This window comes from Bradyrhizobium arachidis, assembly GCF_024758505.1.
GTDB lineage: Bacteria > Pseudomonadota > Alphaproteobacteria > Rhizobiales > Xanthobacteraceae > Bradyrhizobium > Bradyrhizobium manausense_C.
This window is the reverse complement of record NZ_CP077970.1, coordinates 3,063,075-3,080,487: the sequence shown is the minus strand read 5'-3', so window position 1 is coordinate 3,080,487 and position 17,413 is coordinate 3,063,075. Positions and strand designations below refer to the sequence as shown.

The 17,413-nt window shown below is 64.1% G+C and carries 11 protein-coding genes; 1 reads left to right on the top strand and 10 read right to left on the bottom strand.

Going from position 1 to position 17,413, the window contains the following annotated elements; genetic code table 11:
• Position 1: 1 nt before the first annotated feature.
• Together KUF59_RS13785 and KUF59_RS13780 are read right to left on the bottom strand one after the other, a co-directional pair.
• Entirely contained in the window at positions 2-745 is a 744-nt protein-coding gene (locus KUF59_RS13785) for a CbiX/SirB N-terminal domain-containing protein (RefSeq protein ID WP_212461673.1), read from the bottom strand.
• Positions 746-967: 222 nt separating this feature from the next.
• Positions 968-1,168 carry a DUF1858 domain-containing protein gene (locus KUF59_RS13780; RefSeq protein ID WP_212461672.1) on the bottom strand — a complete coding sequence of 67 codons (201 nt, stop codon included), beginning with the start codon at positions 1,166-1,168 and terminating at the stop codon, positions 968-970.
• A 418-nt stretch (positions 1,169-1,586) separates the two neighbouring features.
• Here KUF59_RS13780 and KUF59_RS13775 point away from each other — a divergent pair, with 418 nt between their 5' ends.
• The gene (locus KUF59_RS13775; RefSeq protein ID WP_212461671.1) at positions 1,587-7,838 is read left to right on the top strand and encodes an AAA family ATPase; all 6,252 of its coding nucleotides are present in this window, start codon (positions 1,587-1,589) and stop codon (positions 7,836-7,838) included.
• Positions 7,839-7,854: 16 nt separating this feature from the next.
• Here KUF59_RS13775 and arfA read toward each other — a convergent pair whose 3' ends face one another.
• The 8 genes from arfA to KUF59_RS13735 form a co-directional block, all read right to left on the bottom strand.
• Positions 7,855-9,399, bottom strand: coding sequence for an arabinosylfuranosidase ArfA (gene arfA / locus KUF59_RS13770; protein WP_212461670.1), 1,545 nt, complete (start codon positions 9,397-9,399; stop codon positions 7,855-7,857).
• A 37-nt stretch (positions 9,400-9,436) separates the two neighbouring features.
• Entirely contained in the window at positions 9,437-10,258 is an 822-nt protein-coding gene (locus KUF59_RS13765; RefSeq protein ID WP_212461669.1) for an ABC transporter ATP-binding protein, read from the bottom strand.
• Entirely contained in the window at positions 10,255-11,286 is a 1,032-nt protein-coding gene (locus KUF59_RS13760) for an ABC transporter ATP-binding protein (protein ID WP_249140734.1), read from the bottom strand. Before KUF59_RS13760 ends, KUF59_RS13765 begins: the two co-directional genes overlap by 4 nt.
• On the bottom strand, positions 11,286-12,149 hold the full coding sequence (locus KUF59_RS13755) for an ABC transporter permease (RefSeq protein WP_212461668.1): 864 nt from the start codon (positions 12,147-12,149) through the stop codon (positions 11,286-11,288). The genes KUF59_RS13760 and KUF59_RS13755 overlap by 1 nt, the downstream gene beginning before the upstream one ends.
• On the bottom strand, positions 12,149-13,159 hold the full coding sequence (locus KUF59_RS13750; protein ID WP_212461667.1) for an ABC transporter permease: 1,011 nt from the start codon (positions 13,157-13,159) through the stop codon (positions 12,149-12,151). The genes KUF59_RS13755 and KUF59_RS13750 overlap by 1 nt, the downstream gene beginning before the upstream one ends.
• 6 nt (positions 13,160-13,165) lie before the next feature.
• A complete protein-coding gene (locus KUF59_RS13745) occupies positions 13,166-15,067 on the bottom strand; it encodes an ABC transporter substrate-binding protein (RefSeq protein ID WP_212461666.1) in 1,902 nt (633 codons plus the stop codon).
• Positions 15,068-15,408: 341 nt separating this feature from the next.
• Complete coding sequence (locus tag KUF59_RS13740) at positions 15,409-16,386, bottom strand: peptide ABC transporter ATP-binding protein (RefSeq protein WP_212461665.1); 978 nt, start codon at positions 16,384-16,386, stop codon at positions 15,409-15,411.
• Positions 16,383-17,411, bottom strand: coding sequence for an ABC transporter ATP-binding protein (locus tag KUF59_RS13735; RefSeq protein ID WP_212461664.1), 1,029 nt, complete (start codon positions 17,409-17,411; stop codon positions 16,383-16,385). The genes KUF59_RS13740 and KUF59_RS13735 overlap by 4 nt, the downstream gene beginning before the upstream one ends.
• Positions 17,412-17,413 lie beyond the last annotated feature (2 nt).

The following is a 17,413-nucleotide window of genomic DNA, read 5'->3' as shown; positions in this document are numbered from 1 at the left end:
GTCAGGTCGCCTGCCGCGCGGCGACCGCTTGCGCCACCAGTTCGGCGATGCCGGGAGCAGTTCCCATGATGCCGGCAAACACGATTTCGCTGCGGCCGAGCCGCGCGACCAAGCCCGGCGCATCCCTTGCCCCATGCAGGCCCTCGCCGGAGAACACCCCGACGACGACGCCAGGCCCCGCGACAGCGGCGGCCGCGTCATCCAGCGAGGGCTGCTCCTCCAGGAAGGCGACCTCGACCTTGCGGAAGACGCCGTGCCGTTCGATCGCACGCGCCAACTCCTCGGTGGATTGGCGAGAGGCCGGGTTGCGCTGCGAGCCATGCGCCAGCAGGATCATCGTGCAGGCGCCCGGCGCCAGTCCGTGCTCTTGCGCCGCGCCCCTTGCCTGCTGCATCACGACGCTGGGCAAGCCCGGATCGAGCCCGAGCGGCGTCAGCATCTCGACGCTGCGACCGGCATCGTTGGCCTCGTCGAGGATCTGCACCAGCCGATCCCGGGTGAAATAACCATTGGACGCGAACAGCGGGTAAACCAGGACGCGGTCGGCAACCAGCGTTTGCAGCGCCTCCCTGATCGTTGGCGCGCCCGAGATGAAACCGACAGCGACCTCCAAGCCGCGACCGGCGAGTGCTTGAGCGATGCGAAAGACGCCACCGTTGTCAGCGTCCGGGCGTCGCTCGCCATGAGCGGCGAGCAGCAGGGCGACCCGTGATGCAGCGCCGGTTTGCTCAATGACAGGTGGCATCGGAAGGCGGGATCTCGTTCGAGCGTCGTTCTCTTGCGAAGCGCAAGATCGGAACGCGCTTCACTCAGAGAGGGTTCCGACATCGTAGACCACGAGCGCGTTCCTGTCTTCCCGGATCGCAAGGCGCGTCGTCCGCTCGATGTCTGATCCTGTTGACCGCCTGTCGGTCATCCATCGCCGCGGAGTTTCCTCTTGCGTGACGTTCGTGTCGGGGATGCTGACCTAGAGAGCGCTCTCGGCCTGTCGCAGCGCCCCGAGAAACTCGCTCCGATCGACGCCATGCTCGATGCAGCTATCGTTCACCGTGTGGAAGCAGGCAATCGGACAGCCGACGCAATTCATCTTGAAGTCGAGGAAGACGCGGATCGTCGTCGGGCGGCTCCTCATCACCTCCTCCACCAAATCGTCGGCCTCGATCGGCATCTGAGATATTCCTGTTGAGGAAACACAATCGCTCCATCGCTCCGCAAGCTCTTTGTCGAGGCACAAACTCCCCGCGCTTTCGAACTTCCCGGCCAAGTTGCTGGATGAGAGTGCTCGCCTGCTGCGTGCTGGGTGGGCCGGGCTAGCGCTTCGGTAAAAGCTTCGCAAATGCAGCAAGTTGACGAATGTCGGCCGAGTCATATAAGCGTGGATAAGGGACTTATGCGTTTTTAATGATAGATTGCGAGCGCGCCTGGCGGAACACTCGAAGCATGGCGTCGGAATAAGGGCGTGAGGGCTTGGGGCCAGTAAGTCGCGCATCGCACGCGTGTCCTGCCTCTCTCGTTGAGTTCGGGGCCGATCTGGCGAGCCACTTTCGGCTCGGGATCGGAGTCAGGCAGCGGCATGGTTTGTCCGAATGAATCTTTCATCGTTCATGGGCGCAGGTTGGGCCTACGGTCCGCAGGTCTTGGCCGACGACGAAGGGATTCTGTTGTGCCGGGCCGGCCGTGAAGGTGCCGACAGCAAGCGCGACGTCGTGCTGGCCGTGCTTTCAGCTACGGAGCATCCCACACCGCAAAGCCTCGATCGCCTCATGCACGAATATGAGCTGAGGGACGAGCTGGACAGCGCCTGGGCGGCGAAGCCGCTGGAGCTCCTGCAGGATCGCACACGGACCATTCTCGTGCTCGAGGACCTCGGCGGCGAGCCGCTCACCTGGCAGATCGGCGCGCCGATGGAGGCGGCAGCCTTCTTGCGCCTTGCCATCGAGATCGCGGCAACGCTGGGCAAGGTCCATCAGCGCGGCCTCGTGCATAAGGACATCAAGCCGGCGAACATCCTGGTCAACCGTGGCACCGGAAAGGTGCGGCTCACCGGCTTCGGCTTCGCCTCGCGCCGTCCGCGCGAACGGCAGTCCCCCGCGCCGCCGGAGTCGATTGCCGGCACCCTTGCCTACATGGCACCCGAGCAGACCGGACGCATGAACCGTTCGATCGACTCGCGAAGCGACCTCTACGCGCTCGGCGTCACGCTCTACCAGATGCTCACCGGCGCGCTTCCATTCACCGCGTCCGACCCGATGGAATGGGTGCATTGTCATGTCGCCAGGAAGCCGGCACCGCCGGCCACCCGGCTGAAGAATGTCCCGGACGCGGTGTCCCAGGTCATCATGAAGCTGCTCGCGAAGATGGCCGAGGAGCGTTACCAAACTGCAGCGGGCGCCGAGCGGGACCTCCGGCATTGCCTGGCTGAATGGGAGCATCACGGCCGCATCGACGATTTCCCGCTCGGTCAGCACGACACGCCGGACCGGTTGCTGATCCCCGAGAAGCTGTACGGCAGGGCGCGCGAGGTCGAAAGCCTGCTCAATTCATTCGATCGCATCGGCACGCGCGGCGCAGCGGAGCTTGTGCTGGTTTCGGGTTACTCCGGCATCGGCAAATCCTCGGTCGTCAACGAACTGCACAAGGTGCTGGTGCCGTTGCGCGGGTTGTTCGCGTCGGGCAAGTTCGATCAGCACAAGCGCGACGTTCCCTATGCGACGCTCTGCCAGGCCTTCCAGAGCCTCGTTTCACCGCTTCTCGCCAAGAGCGACACCGAGCTCGGCGGATGGCGCCACGATTTTCTCGAGGCGCTCGGTCCAAACGGACAGTTGATCGTCGACCTGATCCCCGAGCTGAAGCTGATCATCGGCGAACAGGGACCGGTTCCGGAGCTTTCGCCGCAGCACGCGCAGAGCCGCTTTCACCACGCGTTTGAGCGGTTCGTCAGCGTGTTTGCCCGCCCCGAACATCCGCTTGTGCTCTTTCTCGACGATCTGCAATGGCTCGACACGGCGACGCTCGATCTGCTCGAGGATCTCCTGACCCGGTCGGATCCGAAGCACCTGATGCTGATCGGCGCCTATCGCGACAACGAGGTCGATGCCGCTCATCCCTTGATACGCATGCTCGGTGCCGTCAAGACCGCTGGCGAAACTCTCACAGAGATCACGCTTGCGCCGCTCGGCCGGGAGCATCTCGGGCAGCTGCTTGCGGAGGCGTTACGTTGCGATCCGGAGCGCGTCGAGCTGCTCGCCCAGCTCGTGCTCGATAAGACCGGTGGCAATCCCTTCTTCGCCATTCAGTTCATGTTCTCGCTAGCGGACGAGGGATTGCTCACCTTCGACCATGACGCAGCGCGCTGGTCCTGGGATCTCGATCGCATCAACGCCAAGCGCTACACCGAAAACGTGATCGACCTCATGCTCGGGAAACTCACCCGGCTGCCGGCCACGACGCAGACCGCACTCCAGCAGATGTCCTGCCTCGGAAGCGTCGCCGAGACAGCGATGCTGGCGATCGTTCTAGGGACATCCGAAAAGCAGGTGCATTCGGATCTGTGGCCGGCCGTCCGTCAGGAACTGGTCGAGCCCCAGGCGGACGCTTATCGGTTCGTCCACGATCGCTTCCAGGAAGCGGCCTACGCGCTGATCCCCGAGGGCGAACGGGGCGCAGCCCATTTGCGGATCGGCCGACTGTTTGCGGCGCGCACGGCGCCGGAGGCGATCGAGGAGAACGTCTTCGACATCGTGAGCCAGCTCAATCGCGGCGCCGATCTCATTACCGCGGCGACGGAGCGCGAGAAGGTGGCCGAGCTGAATCTGCTCGCCGGCCGACGCGCCAAGGCCGCGACGGCTTTTGCGATGGCGCTGGCCCATTTCAGCGCAGGCGAAGCCATGCTGGCGGAAGATCGTTGGGAGCGGCACTATGCGCTGAGCTTCGCGCTGGCGTTGAACCGCGCCGAGTGCGAATTCCTGACCAGCGATCGGGCGGCGGCAAAATTTCGCCTCGCCGAACTGGCGGGCCGTGCCGCCAGCCTCCCCGATCTGGCCGCGGTCACCCGGCTGCAGATGGAGCCGAACGACCGCGACGTCGAAATCGCGCTCAATTATCTGCATCGCGTCGGCATCGATTGGTCGGCGCGACCGACGTCCGAAGAGGTCGCGCAGGAATATGAGCGGATGTGGCGGCAGATCGGCGAGCGCCCGATCGAGGCGCTGCTGGACCTGCCGCGGATGGCCGATCCGGTCGCATCGGGGACCATGGACGTCCTCACCGTGCTGGTGTCGCCCGCCTGGTACATCGAAGAGAATCTGCGCCGCCTCATCATCGCACGCATGGCCAATCTGAGCATGGAGTATGGCAACTCGGATGCGTCGTGCCTCGCCTACATTCTGCTCGGCACCGTGCTCGGGCCGGATTTCGGCGACTATGACGCCGGATTTCGTTTCACCCAGCTCGGTCTCGACCTGGTTGAACGGCTCGACTCGGATCGCTTCAAGGCCCGCGTCTATCTGGGCTACGGGAGCTGGACGCAACATATCCGGGCCGGACGACCGTTGTTGCGGAAGGCCTTCGACGTGGCGCAGCAGGTCGGCGATTTCAACTACGCCAGCTTTACCTATCATCACCTCGTAACGCATCTGCTTGCCTGCGGCGATCCGCTCGGCGAAGTGCAGCGCGAGGCAGAGGCCGGGCTCGACTATGCGCGCCGGGCGCAGGTCGGCCTCGCCGTCGACAGGATCGTCGGGCAACTCCAACTCATCCGGACTCTGCGCGGACTGACGCCCAGATTCGGCAGCTTCGACGACGCCGAATTCAACGAGGAGCAGTTCGAGCGCCGTCTGGAGACCGAGCCGCATCTGTTGCATGCCGCCCACTGGTACTGGATTCGCAAGCTTCAGGCCTTGGTCCTCGCCGATGACCCCACCGCCATCGCATCCGCAGCCAAGGCGGCGCAATATCTCTGGACCTCCAAGGCTCTGTTCGATCGGGTGGCGTTCCATTTCTATGCCGCGCTGGCTCTGGCCGCACACATTGATGCAGAATCTGCTGCAGAGCGCACCTCACATCCCGCAGCCTTGGCAGCCCATCACAGCCAGCTTCAAGAGTGGGCCAACATCTGTCCGGAGGACTTTGCCGACCGTGCCGCGCTGATCGGCGCGGAAATCGCGCGCATCGAAAGTCGAGAACTCGATGCCATGCGGCTCTACGACCGCGCCATCGACGCGGCGCGCGCAAGCGGTTTTGTCCAGAACGAAGCAATCGCCAACGAACTTGCCGGCCGCTTCTACGCAACGCGCGGGTTCGAGAAGATCGCCTACGCCTATCTGCGCGATGCCCGCTACGGCTATCTTCGCTGGGGGGCGGACGCCAAGGTGAGGCAGCTCGAACGGCTTTATCCGCGGCTGCATGTGGCGGAAGACGGCGGCGGCGCGATCGGCAAGGCGAGCGAGTCGGTCCAGCAGATGGACGTCACCGCGGTAGTCAAGGCATCGCAAGCCGTATCGAGCGAGATCGAGCTGCCGAGGCTCATCGAAACCTTGATGAAGATCGCGCTGCAAAACGCCGGCGCAGATCGCGGCCTGCTGATCCTGTCACGGCACAACGATTTCCGCATCGAGGCGGAGGGAACGTCGAGCGGCGACGAATTCACCGTAGTGATGCACCAGGCACCGGTCTCCGGTCCCGATTGTCCCGAGGCGTTGCTGCGCTATGTCATCCGCACGGAAAAAACCCTCATCCTCGACGACGCATCGCGACCCAGTCCGCTGTGCGACGAGGACTATTTGCAGCGCCGGCATCCGCGATCGATCCTTTGCCTACCGCTGGTCAAGCAGGCCAAGCTGATCGGCTTGCTCTACTTCGAGAATACGCTCGCCACCCACGCGTTCACGCCTGACAGGGTCGCGGTGCTGGAGCTGCTCGCAGCTCAGGCCGCGATCTCGCTCGAGAACACCCTGCTCTACCGCGACCTCAGGGAACGTGAAGCCCGTATCGGGCGGCTCGTCGATTCCAACATCATCGGAATCCTGTTCTGGGATGCCCATGGCGACATCAGCTACGCCAACGACGCTTTCCTGAGCATGACCGGCTATACGCGGCAGGAGCTGGTCTCGGGCGCCGTCGGTTGGCGGGACATGACGCCCGTAGAACATCACGCGCACGATGCGCAACGGGTCGATCAGCTCCGAGTGTCAGGACAGCTCGAGCCGCGCGAGAAGGAGTTCTTCAGAAAGGACGGCAGCCGGATTCCGGTGCTGATCGGCTCGGCCTTGCTGACGGGATCCGACGAAAGCATTTCCTTTGTGCTCGATCTCACCGCGCGAAAGCAGGCGGAAGAGAAATCCCGCCTGCTGATGGAGCAGGCCCACGACGCCATTTTGGTGCTCGATCAAAGCGGTCTCGTGATCGAAGCGAACCGCACGGCCGCCGTCATGCTCGGGCGGCACCGCGAGGACATCGTTGGGCAGCCGTTGCGATCCGTTGCGGATCCCGCTGATACGCACGAGCTGGACAGCCTGCTCGCGCCCGGCTCGACCGGCTTGGTCCAGCTCCGCCTGGCCGGGGCCGACGGCATTGGCCTCGACGCTGAGATATCGGCGGCGCGCGTCTCGACCGGCGGTCAGGAGCTCGTCATCGTCATCGTGCGCGACATCACCCACCGCCTGCGACTCGAGCAGCAATTGCGCCAGTCGCAAAAGATGGACGCGATCGGCCAGTTGACCGGCGGCGTTGCCCATGACTTCAACAACCTGCTGACCGTGATCACGGGAACCATCGAGATTTTGATCGAGGGTCTTGCCGACCAGCCCGAGCTCGCGGCCATCGGCCGCATGATCGACGAGGCGGCAAACCGCGGCGCCGATCTGACCAGGCAGCTCCTGGCGTTCGCCCGCAGGCAGCCGCTGCAACCGAGTGTGACCGACATCAACAACCTGATCGTCGACACGGCCAAGCTGTTGCGGCCGACGCTGGGCGAACAGGTCGCGATCGGCTCGAGGCTGCAAGCAGATTGCTGGCGCGCGCTGATCGACCCGAGTCAACTCTCGACTGCCCTGATCAATCTTGCCGTCAACGCCCGCGATGCGATGCCGGCCGGCGGCAGGGTCACGTTCGGCACCGTCAATGTGGTGGGCTTCAAGCCGCCGATGTCCGAGACGGGCGTGGAAGGCATTCCCGGCGACTACATCATGGTCACCGTCAGCGACACCGGGTCGGGCATCCCGGTGGCAATCCGCGACAAGGTGTTCGAGCCGTTCTTCACGACCAAGGAGCTTGGCAAAGGCACCGGGCTCGGATTGAGCATGGTCTACGGCTTCGTCAAGCAGTCCGGCGGTCACATCAAGATCGACAGCGAGGAAGGACGGGGCACGACCATCAGCCTGTATCTACCGCGCGGCGAGCGGGGTGCGGCCCTGCCGAACATGCCCGCTGCCGGCGGCCCGCAGCGCGGTAACGAGACCATTTTGGTCGTTGAAGACGACCCGCTGGTGCGCAGTTACGTGGTGACGCAGCTCGAAGGCCTCGGCTATCGCACGATCAGCGCCGGCAACGGTCCCGAAGCGCTGACCCTGGTGAACCAGGGCCTGGCGTTCGACCTGCTGTTTACCGACGTCGTCATGCCCGGCGGCATGAACGGACGCGAACTCGCCGACGCCGTCACGCAACTGCGGCCCGGCATGGCGGTCCTCTATATGTCCGGCTATCCGGAAGCCGCCTTGACGCAGAACGGTCGCATCGAACCCGGCGTGACCTTGCTCAACAAGCCCTATCGCCCCGCAGAAATGTCACGCTTGGTTCGGCAAGTCCTCGGCTCAAGGACCAATCAGGACAGTCCGAGCTGATCCGCGCCGCCTTCCGTCAGCCCGCCGACAGATGGATCACGTTCCAGGACGCCGGCTTCAGCGTAACCCGCAGCTTTCCGCCATCGACGCTCGCGCCCTGCAACGGCGCCGGCTTCACCCGCTCCGGCGTAGTCTTGGTGTTTGTGGCCTTGAGATCGTCGTGCCGCAATTCGAGCGCTTCGCCGACGGTGAGCCGGCCAAAACTCCGCGCCTCGAGGTTCACCTCCATCTCCTGCATCAGGTCGCGGTTGAGCATGAAGAGCGACAGACCGCCCCCTTCTCCCGCGACGGCCGCGATCTTGAGATAGGCGACGTTGGGAATCGGAAACATCGATTGCTGCTCGCCGCGCGGATCATAGTAGGACGAATCGTAAGCATCCGACTCGACCTGCGTGCGCAAAACCTTGCCGCGGCCGAGGCGGCTCATCTGGGCAAACGGGAAGAAGATGGTCTGGCGCCATGCGGCTCCGCCCGTCTCCGTCATGATCGGCGCAATCGCATTGACGAGCTGCGCGAGGCAGGCGGTTCTCACCCGATCGGCATGATTGAGCAGGGAAATGCAGGCGCCGCCGAAGGCGAGCGCATCCTCCATGGTGTAGATTTCCTCCAGGATCGACGGCGCCACCGGCCAGCCCTCCCAGACCCGATCGGCCCGGTTGCGCCGGGTTCGATACCAGACGTTCCATTCATCGAAGCTCAGCATCATGCGCCTGTGGGAACGCCGCTTCGCGGCCACCGCATCCGCAATGGCGACGACCTCGTCGATGAAGCGATCCATCAGATCGGGGCTGGCGAGGAAGGACGGCGTGTCCTGCTTGTAGTTGTTGAGATAGGTATGGAGCGAAATGTATTCGGCATGATCGAAGGTGTGCTCGATCACGGTGTCTTCCCACTGGCCGAACGTCGGCATGTTACGCCCCGACGAACCGCAAGCTGCAAGCTCGATGGATGGATCGATCCAACGCATCATTTTGGCGGCTTCGCGCGCCACCGTGCCGTAGGCATCGGCGCTCTTGTACTCCATCTGCCAGGGGCCATCCATTTCGTTGCCCAGGCACCAGAACTTCACCCCGTGCGGCTGCTCCCAGCCGTGTGCGCGGCGAAGATCCGACCAGGCGGATCCGCTGGGGTGGTTGCAGTACTCCACCAGGTTGCGCGCAGCGTCGCCGCCCCTTGTGCCGAGGTTGACCGCCAGCATCGGTTCGACCGCGGCGGTCTTGCACCAGTCCATGAACTCGTTGGTGCCAAAGCTGTTCGGTTCGGTGCTGAACCATGCGAGGTCGAGACGCGCCGGGCGTTTCTCCACCGGGCCGACGCCATCCTCCCAATTATAGCCGGAGACAAAATTGCCGCCGGGGTAGCGGATGATGGTCGGGCCGAGCTCCTTCACCAGCGCCAGCACATCCCGGCGAAACCCCTTTTCGTCCGCCGTGGGATGGCCGGGCTCAAAGATGCCGCCATACACGCAGCGACCGAGATGCTCGACGAACGCGCCGAACAGACGGGGATCGGTTTGCCCGATGGCAAAGTCGCGGTCCATCAGAACGTTGGCTTTTCTCATGCGCTTCTCTCTGACGCCCTCGGGCTGGTGAAATGGATCAAACGGACGCGGCGCGGTTCGCGACATCGGGCAATAGCACGGCGTCGCGCAACTGACGGGAATAAGGTTGCTGCGGTGCAGTCAAAATCGTTTTGGCATCGCCGCTTTCGACGACGCTCCCATTCTGCATGATCATGATGCGGTCGGCGACATAATAGGCGGTAGCCAGATCGTGCGTCACATAGATAATGGAGATGCCGAGGTCGTCGCGCAGCGCTTTGAACAGATTGACGATGGAGATGCGGAGCGACGCATCGATCATGGACACCGGCTCGTCGGCCACGATCAGCCTGGGATTGGACAGCAGTGCACGGGCGATCGCGACCCGCTGGAGCTGCCCGCCGGACAATTCGTGCGGATAGCGATGCCTGACCTCCTTCAGCGAAAGCCCGACCTTGCGCAGCGCCTCGTCGACGGCCGTCTCGGGCGCAACCTGAGTGGTGGACGCCACGAACCGGCGCTGCGTCATGAACAGATAGCGCTCAAGCCGCTTCAGCGGATTGAAGGCTTCGAACGGATTCTGAAAGATCGGCTGCACGTCGTGCATGAACGCCAGCCGGCGCGCACCGGTTCGGATCGTCGCCAGGTCGACGCCGTCGAACAGCAGCCTGCCGCTGGTCGGCGTCTCGATATTCAAAATCATCCGCGCGAGCGTCGTCTTGCCGCTGCCGGTTTCGCCGATAACAGCCAAAATCTCCGGCCGCCGTGCGTCGAGCCGAAAACTCACATCCCTGACGGCCGCAATGCGCCTGCCCGACAGCAATCCTCCCCGAACGAAGGTCTTGCTGACCTCTGAAACATCGAGCAGGACGTCGCTCATGCCCGATCGCTCCGGTTGACCGCAAAGCACGCCACACGATGCGCCGGCGCGGCCTCGATCATGGCGGGGACCTCGCGGCTGCAGACCTCCATCGCCAACGGACAGCGCGGATGAAAGCGGCATCCCGCAGGCGGGTCGGCGAGATTGGGAGGCGCGCCCTCCAGTCCCTGACGGGGCCGATCATCGCCGATTCGGGGCAGGCTCGAAATGAGGTGCCTGGTATAGGGGTGCAGCGGATTGCGAAAGATCTCCGCGGTCGCGGCCTCCTCGATGAGCCGGCCGGCATACATGATGCCGAGGCGATCGGCCACGTGGGCGTGGACGCTCATGTCGTGGGTCACGAACAGGACCGAGGCGCCGATCTCGCGCTGTAGGTCCGTGATCATGCCGAGCACCTCCTTCTGCACCACGACGTCGAGCGCAGTCGTGGGCTCGTCGGCGATGATGAAATCGGGGCGGCAGATGGTGGCAAGCGCGAGCGTGGCGCGTTGACGCATCCCGCCGGAGAGTTCGTGCGGATAGGCCGCCAGCACCGACGAGTCCAGCCTGACCCGCGCCAGATGCGCGATGACCTGCTGCTCGAACTGCGCCCGGCTTCCGCCGACATGCGGATAGGCGAAGTCGTAGAAGGACGCGCGGATCCGGCGCACCGGATTGAGCACGCTCATCGAGCCCTGCATGACGTAGGACAAGTGCCGCCAGCGAATCCGCGCCACCTCCGCCGGCGGCGCACGATGCAGCCCGCCATAGCCGGGCAAAAATGCGAAATCCACGCTGCCGGAGACGACCTCCAGCGGCGGTTTGACCGCGCCCGCGATCGCCTTGATCAGCGTGGTCTTGCCGGAAGAGGATTCGCCGGCGAGCCCGTAAATCTCGCCGCGGCGCACCGTGAAGCTGACGCCATCGACCGCCCTCACGTCGCGTTCGATCCCGAAACGGCTGGTCCGATAGCTCGCTCTGAGGTCGCGGACCGACAGGATCGGCTCGACCTCGCCCACCATCTGCGCCTGCGCGGCCTTGGCGTGCATCATGACGCCCTTCCGACGCTACGGAGGCGGCTGCGCGGATCGATATAGTCGTTCATCGACACCGCCAGCAGGAACAACCCGATGAAAATCATGATCACGGCGATGGTCGGAAAGGCGATCCACCACCAGACCCCTGCCACCATCGCAGTGTGCTGATTGGCCCAATAGATCATGCCGCCGATGGTCGGCGTGTTGATGTCGGTGAAGCCGAGCACCGCCAGCGTCACCTCTAGCCCGATCGACCAGACCATGTTGTTCATGGTCGTCGAGAAGACGATCGGCAGCACGTAAGGCAGATGCTCCTGCACCAAAATCTCGCGCGTGGTCATGCCGGAGAACAGGCTGGTCTCGGTGAATTCGCGGCTCTTCAAGCTCATGGCCACCGAACGGATCAGCCGCGCGTCATAGGCCCAACCGAGACAGGCCATGATCAGCGCCAGCATCAGCCAGGACATGCGGTCGCGCATCACGAAATAGAACAGCACGAGGAGCGGAAGCAGGGGAATGACGATGAAGGTGTCGTTGACCGACATCAGCGCGCGGTCGATCCAGCCGCCGCTGTAGCCGCTGAGGAGCCCGATCGCGAGCGCCAGCAGGCGGCTGATCAGGGCCACGGTGCATCCGAACAGCAGCGTGTTGCGCAGGGCAAAACTCAGCTGCCAGAACACGTCCTGGCCGCGCGACGTGGTGCCGAACCAGTGGGACGGCGACGGCGGCAGGTCCGGCGGCACCACATAGACGTCCTGCGGCGGATAGGGCGAAAAACTCGCCAGCACCGAGAGCAGCAGCACCGCGCCGACGAGCACGGCGCCGATCCGGAATTCGGCGTTGTGGCGCAAGAGATCGCGCAGGATTGCGGTCATCAGCGCACCTTCACCCTGGGATCGAGCAGCGGGTACAGCAGATCGATTGCGAGCACGGCGACGGAGACGCCGAGGATGGAGACGGTAGTGACGCCGAGCACGAGGCCATAATCACCGGCGTAGACCGCATCGACCAGGAGCGAGCCGAGGCCGGGATAGCCAAAGACCTTTTCGGTGATCACGGCGCCGTTGAAGATGCCGCCGAGCGAGATGGCAAGCCCCGTCACCTGCGGCACCAGCGCGTTGCGCATCACATAGGACGACAGGATGCGCCAGGGCTGGACGCCCGCCAGTTCGGCATAGACGACGTAATCCTCGGTCACGACGTTCGACACCAGCGCGCGCATGCCCAAGAACCAGCTCCCCACGCCGATCAGGATCAGCGAGAGCGCGGGCAGGATGGCGTGCAGTAGGACGCTGAGGACGAAATCGACGCTCAGCGTCTGCGGCAGGTTCATCGCCGAACCGCCCGATATCGGAAGCACCGGCCAGAGGAAGCCGAACACGATCAGCAGCAGCAGCGCCAGGATGTAGTAGGGAATCGGGTGCAGCCCCATCGCGACCACGCCCATCAGCTTCAGCCCGCGATTGGTCCGGTCGTAGCCGGCAAGACCGCCGAGCAGCGTTCCAAGCCCCCAGGCCACGATGGTCGAGACCGTGAGCAGGCCAACCGTCCAGGGCAGCGCCCGGGTGACCAGGGTTGAAACCGGGGTTGGGAATGCCGACAACGAAGGACCGAAATCAGCACGCAAGATCCGTTTCCAGAACACCAGATACTGCTCGACCGGCGAGCCGGACAGGCCGTAGAGCTCGCGCAGCGAGCTGCGCATCTGCTCGATCGCGGCAGGCGCGGTGTTGCCATAGTAGGTGACCGCCGAGATCGACTGCTCGACCGGATCGATCGGCGTGGCGTGGGTGATGACATAGGCGAGGTTGACGCCGATGAAGACCACGAGCGCGAACTGCGCCAGCCGCCGGATCGCATAAGCGAGGTATCGCCTCTTCCCCACCGCGCGCTAACCGGCCGGCTTGAGCTTGACGAACATGTAACGCGAATTCCCCCAATTCGGGACCGGATTGGCGTAGGGGTTGTCCGAGGTCGGAAATCCCGTCCAGTAGGTCTGGTCCATGGCGGTGAAGACGTTGTAGGCCATCAGCGGGATGGTCGGCATCTCCTTCACCGCAAGCTTGACGTAGTCCTTGCCGAGCTCGATCGACCGGGGATCGTCGAAGCCGACGGTGCGGATCTGCTCGATGATCCCATCGAGCGCGGGGCTAGACCAACGCTGCCAGTTGCGCAGCGGCTGTACCTTGCCGGGCGCGGCGACGAATTGCGAGTGCCAACTGTCGAGGAAATAGGACAGATCCTGGTGGCCGCCAAAAGTCTCGACGCTCCAGCCGATGAAGCTGTCGAAATCGCCGGCGGCGCGGCGGGTCGGCAGCGTGCCCTGCGCCACGTCGATCCTGGCATCGATGCCGGCCTGCTTCCATTGCTGCACGATCATGGTGCCGGCGCGCGTCATCACCGGGCGCAGATCGCCTTCGACCATGACGCGAACGGTGAACGGCTTGCCGTCCGGCGTGGTCCAGGCGCCGCCGCGCTTGGCAAAGCCGGCCTTCTCCAACAGCTCCTGCGCTCCTTGCGGATCGGCCTTCCACCAGCCCATGCCGAAGGCGCGGGCGATGTCGGCGGGATCGGACGGGATCTGCTCGCCCATCGACGGCCGCAGCATGTCGGCGATCTGCTTGCCGACCGTGGGATCGTACGGCTTGATCTTGCGCTTGCCGGTGTCGAGCTCAAACTCCCTCAGCCATGCCTCCATCGGCTGGTGATAGGTTGCCGGATGGGTGCCGGTCGGCGGCACGCCGATCGCCGAGATGGTGGCAGCGCCGCGGTAAGCCGCCATCGACACCGCCTTGATGTCGATCAGCAGCGCCAGCGCCCAGCGCACGTCGGGATTTTTGAACAGCTCGTTTTGCGTATTGAAGATCACCGCGGGTAGCGTCGGGTCCGGATGGCCGTACGGAAAACCCTTGAACCAGGCCCGCGTCGCCTTGCTCTGCTTGGCGAGCGCAAACATGCCCTCGGGCGCGATGTCGTGGACGACGTCGAGCTCGTGGTTGAGCTGCGCGATCACCCGCTTGTCCGGCGGGCCGGGATCGACATAGGCGAGATATTTTGGTCCGGGCTTGCCGAAGCGGCCGAGCGACGAGCGCTGCCAGTCGTCGCGGAGCTGCCAGATGTACCATTTGCCATCAGGATCGTAGCTCGACAGCACATAGGCACTGAGCGAGACCGGCTTGTTGAAATCGAACTTTGCGGGATCCTCGACCTTCTCGAAGACGTGCTTGGGCAAGATCCACACCGCGCCCCAGCGCACCGTGAAGTTGGCGTGGAAGCGCGAGTTCGGCTTCTTGAGCTTGAACACCACCGTGGTGGGATCGGGCGCAGTGACGGATGCGACATTGCTCGCGAGCACTGCGCTGAAACGCATCGCAGGATTCTTGATCTGGGTCGTCACCGTCGCGACGACGTCGTCGGCGGTGAACTCGACCCCGTCGCTCCAGAAGATGCCCTGGCGCAGCTTTGCAGTCATCTCGGTGAAATCGGCATTGTATTGCGGCTTGTCGGCGGCGAGCGAATTGTCCCAGACCCCGTCGAGGCCGCTTTCGGGATCGATGTACCAGAGCGTGTCGAGCGCGACCTGCTGCAGCCCATTGGACTGCGAGCCGGCATTGATCGCCCAGATGTTGAACCAGCCCGCGTTCTTGATGGTTCCTTCCGGGTTCTCCAGGATCAAAAGCTCGCGCCGGGGAATGTTTTGCGGGATGCCCTGGGCATGGCCCGATCCCGCCAGCACCAGAAGCTGCGGCACCAGCACGCACGCGACCAGCAACAATGCACGGGTACGGCTCATCGCAACCTCCCTCTCGTGCAGTTGATCACCACGCTTGCCTTGCGGGCGAATGGTAGAGGCGGCGGGGTCGGCGAACAACAGAAATCTGAACGATATCAGAGGGAGTTGGTCGCCCTGCCGCGGAGGAATTTGCGCGGGCCGTTCGGGGCCAACAAGAAATGTCGAAAACAACCCCATGCAAAGTAGCCGGACGGTCGGGCGGATAGCGAAAGATTCGTATTTTACGAATTTCGCTTGACGCGTCGGGCAAATCGGGGGTAAGATCGCATCATTGGAAGACTCCTAAATTGCTCACGCCCGCCCCCAATTCGCGCAACCGAACCTAATTGGCAGGCCGATCGTTAAGCCGCCTGACCTTCCAGGAAACGCTCGGCGTAATGGCAGGCGACGAGGCGACCGTCGAGCGGGCGCAAGGGCGGACGCTGCGCGCGGCACAGGTCTGTCACATGGGGACAGCGGGTCGAGAAGACGCAGCCCTTCGGCGGATCGAGCGGCGAAGGCACCTCGCCTTTCGGCACGATCCGCTGGCGTTTGCGGCCAAGGCCTGGAGTCGCGTCGAGCAAGGCCTGCGCATAGGGGTGCAGCGGCCGCGCAAAGATGCGCTCTTTCGGTCCGTGCTCGACTGCGATCCCCAGATACATGATCATCACGTCATCTGCGATGTGACGCACCACGCCGAGATCGTGCGAGATGAAGAGGTAGGCCAGCCCCAGCTCGCGCTGCAGATCGACCAGCAGGTTGAGAACCTGCGCTTGCACCGACATGTCGAGCGCGGAGACCGGTTCGTCGGCAACCAGCAGCTTCGGCCGCAACATCAAGGCGCGCGCGATCGCGATACGCTGACGCTGGCCGCCCGAGAACATGTGCGGATAGCGGCCATATTGCTCCGGCCGCAGCCCGACCCTCGCCATCATGTCGAGCGCTTGCGCGCGCCGCTCCTGCTTCGAGAGCGTTGTGTTGATGATCAGCGGCTCTTCCAGTATGGCGCCGATGCGCTTGCGCGGATTGAGCGATCCATAGGGGTTCTGAAACACGATCTGCACGGTGCGGCGCAACGTCTTGACGGCGCTCGCCGGGGGATTGACCGCATCGACGCCGTCGAGCATCAGCGTGCCGGCGCTCGGCTTCTCGATCAGCGTCACGAGCCTTGCGAGCGTCGACTTGCCGCAACCGGACTCGCCGACCACCGCCAGCGTCTTGCCGGCTTGAAGTGCGAACGAAACGCCGCCTACGGCCTGCAGATGTGCCGGGGCACGAAGCCAGCCCTGCCTGATCTCGTAGCTGCGCTTGAGATCGGTGGCGGTAACGAGCGCCGTCATGACGCTGTCCCGTGCTCGGGGATCGGCGCGCCGCTTCGATCGGCCGCGATGCGCTCCTCCCGCGTCGAATCGCCGAGCGGATAATGACAGCGGATCAGGCCGTCCATCCAGGGACGCAGCGCGGGGCGCGATTCGTCCGCCAGCGGCGTCGCATAGCCGCAACGCGGACTGAACAGGCACCCGGTCGGCCGGTCGTGAAGTCCCGGCACCACGCCCGGAATGGTGGCGAGCCGTCCGCCATCGCTCGCCTCCGGGCGCGCCGCCAGCAGGGCGGCCGTATAGGGATGCTGAGGCGAGGCGAACAGGCTCTGCGTCGGGCGCTGTTCCATGATCTGGCCCGCATACATCACGGCGACGCGCTCGGTCGTGTCCGAGACCACGCCCATGTTGTGCGTGATGAGAATCAGCGCCATGCCACGATCGCGCTGCAGGGATAGCAGCAGATCGAGTATCTGCGCCTGGATAGTGACATCGAGCGCCGTCGTCGGCTCATCGGCGATCAGGAGTTTTGGATTACAGGCGATCGCCATCGCGATCATGACGCGCTGATTCATGCCGCCCGAGAGCTGGTGCGGATAGGCCGACAGCCGGCTCTCCGGCGCCGGAATGCCGACTTGCTCCAGGAGCTGGATCACGCGGCGCCGCGCCGCCTTGCGATCCATCCCTTCATGGATGTGCAACGTCTCAGCCAGCTGATAGCCGATCGTGAAGGAAGGATTGAGCGATGTCGTCGGCTCCTGAAAGATCATAGCCATATCCTTGCCGACGAGCGCGTTTCGCTCGCGGTCGGACAAGGCCTGCAGATCCCTTCCCTGAAACGACAGTCTGTCGGCCCGGACGCGTCCCGGATAGGGCACGAGTCCCATCAGGGCCAGCATGCCGACGCTCTTGCCGGAGCCGGATTCGCCGACGATTCCCAGCACCTCGCCTTTTTCGAGCGTCATGCTGACGCCATCCACGGCGCGCACCATCCCGTTCTGGGATGGAAACTCGACCGACAGATTCTTGATCTCGAGAAGCGGCATCG

Coding starts and splice junctions, on each gene's coding strand:
- KUF59_RS13785 (WP_212461673.1), bottom strand. CDS start 745: ATGCCACCTGTCATTGAGCAAACCGGCGCTGCATCACGGGTCGCCCTG.
- KUF59_RS13780 (WP_212461672.1), bottom strand. CDS start 1,168: ATGCCGATCGAGGCCGACGATTTGGTGGAGGAGGTGATGAGGAGCCGC.
- KUF59_RS13775 (WP_212461671.1), top strand. CDS start 1,587: ATGAATCTTTCATCGTTCATGGGCGCAGGTTGGGCCTACGGTCCGCAG.
- arfA (WP_212461670.1), bottom strand. CDS start 9,399: ATGAGAAAAGCCAACGTTCTGATGGACCGCGACTTTGCCATCGGGCAA.
- KUF59_RS13765 (WP_212461669.1), bottom strand. CDS start 10,258: ATGAGCGACGTCCTGCTCGATGTTTCAGAGGTCAGCAAGACCTTCGTT.
- KUF59_RS13760 (WP_249140734.1), bottom strand. CDS start 11,286: ATGCACGCCAAGGCCGCGCAGGCGCAGATGGTGGGCGAGGTCGAGCCG.
- KUF59_RS13755 (WP_212461668.1), bottom strand. CDS start 12,149: ATGACCGCAATCCTGCGCGATCTCTTGCGCCACAACGCCGAATTCCGG.
- KUF59_RS13745 (WP_212461666.1), bottom strand. CDS start 15,067: ATGAGCCGTACCCGTGCATTGTTGCTGGTCGCGTGCGTGCTGGTGCCG.
- KUF59_RS13740 (WP_212461665.1), bottom strand. CDS start 16,386: ATGACGGCGCTCGTTACCGCCACCGATCTCAAGCGCAGCTACGAGATC.
- KUF59_RS13735 (WP_212461664.1), bottom strand. CDS start 17,411: ATGCCGCTTCTCGAGATCAAGAATCTGTCGGTCGAGTTTCCATCCCAG.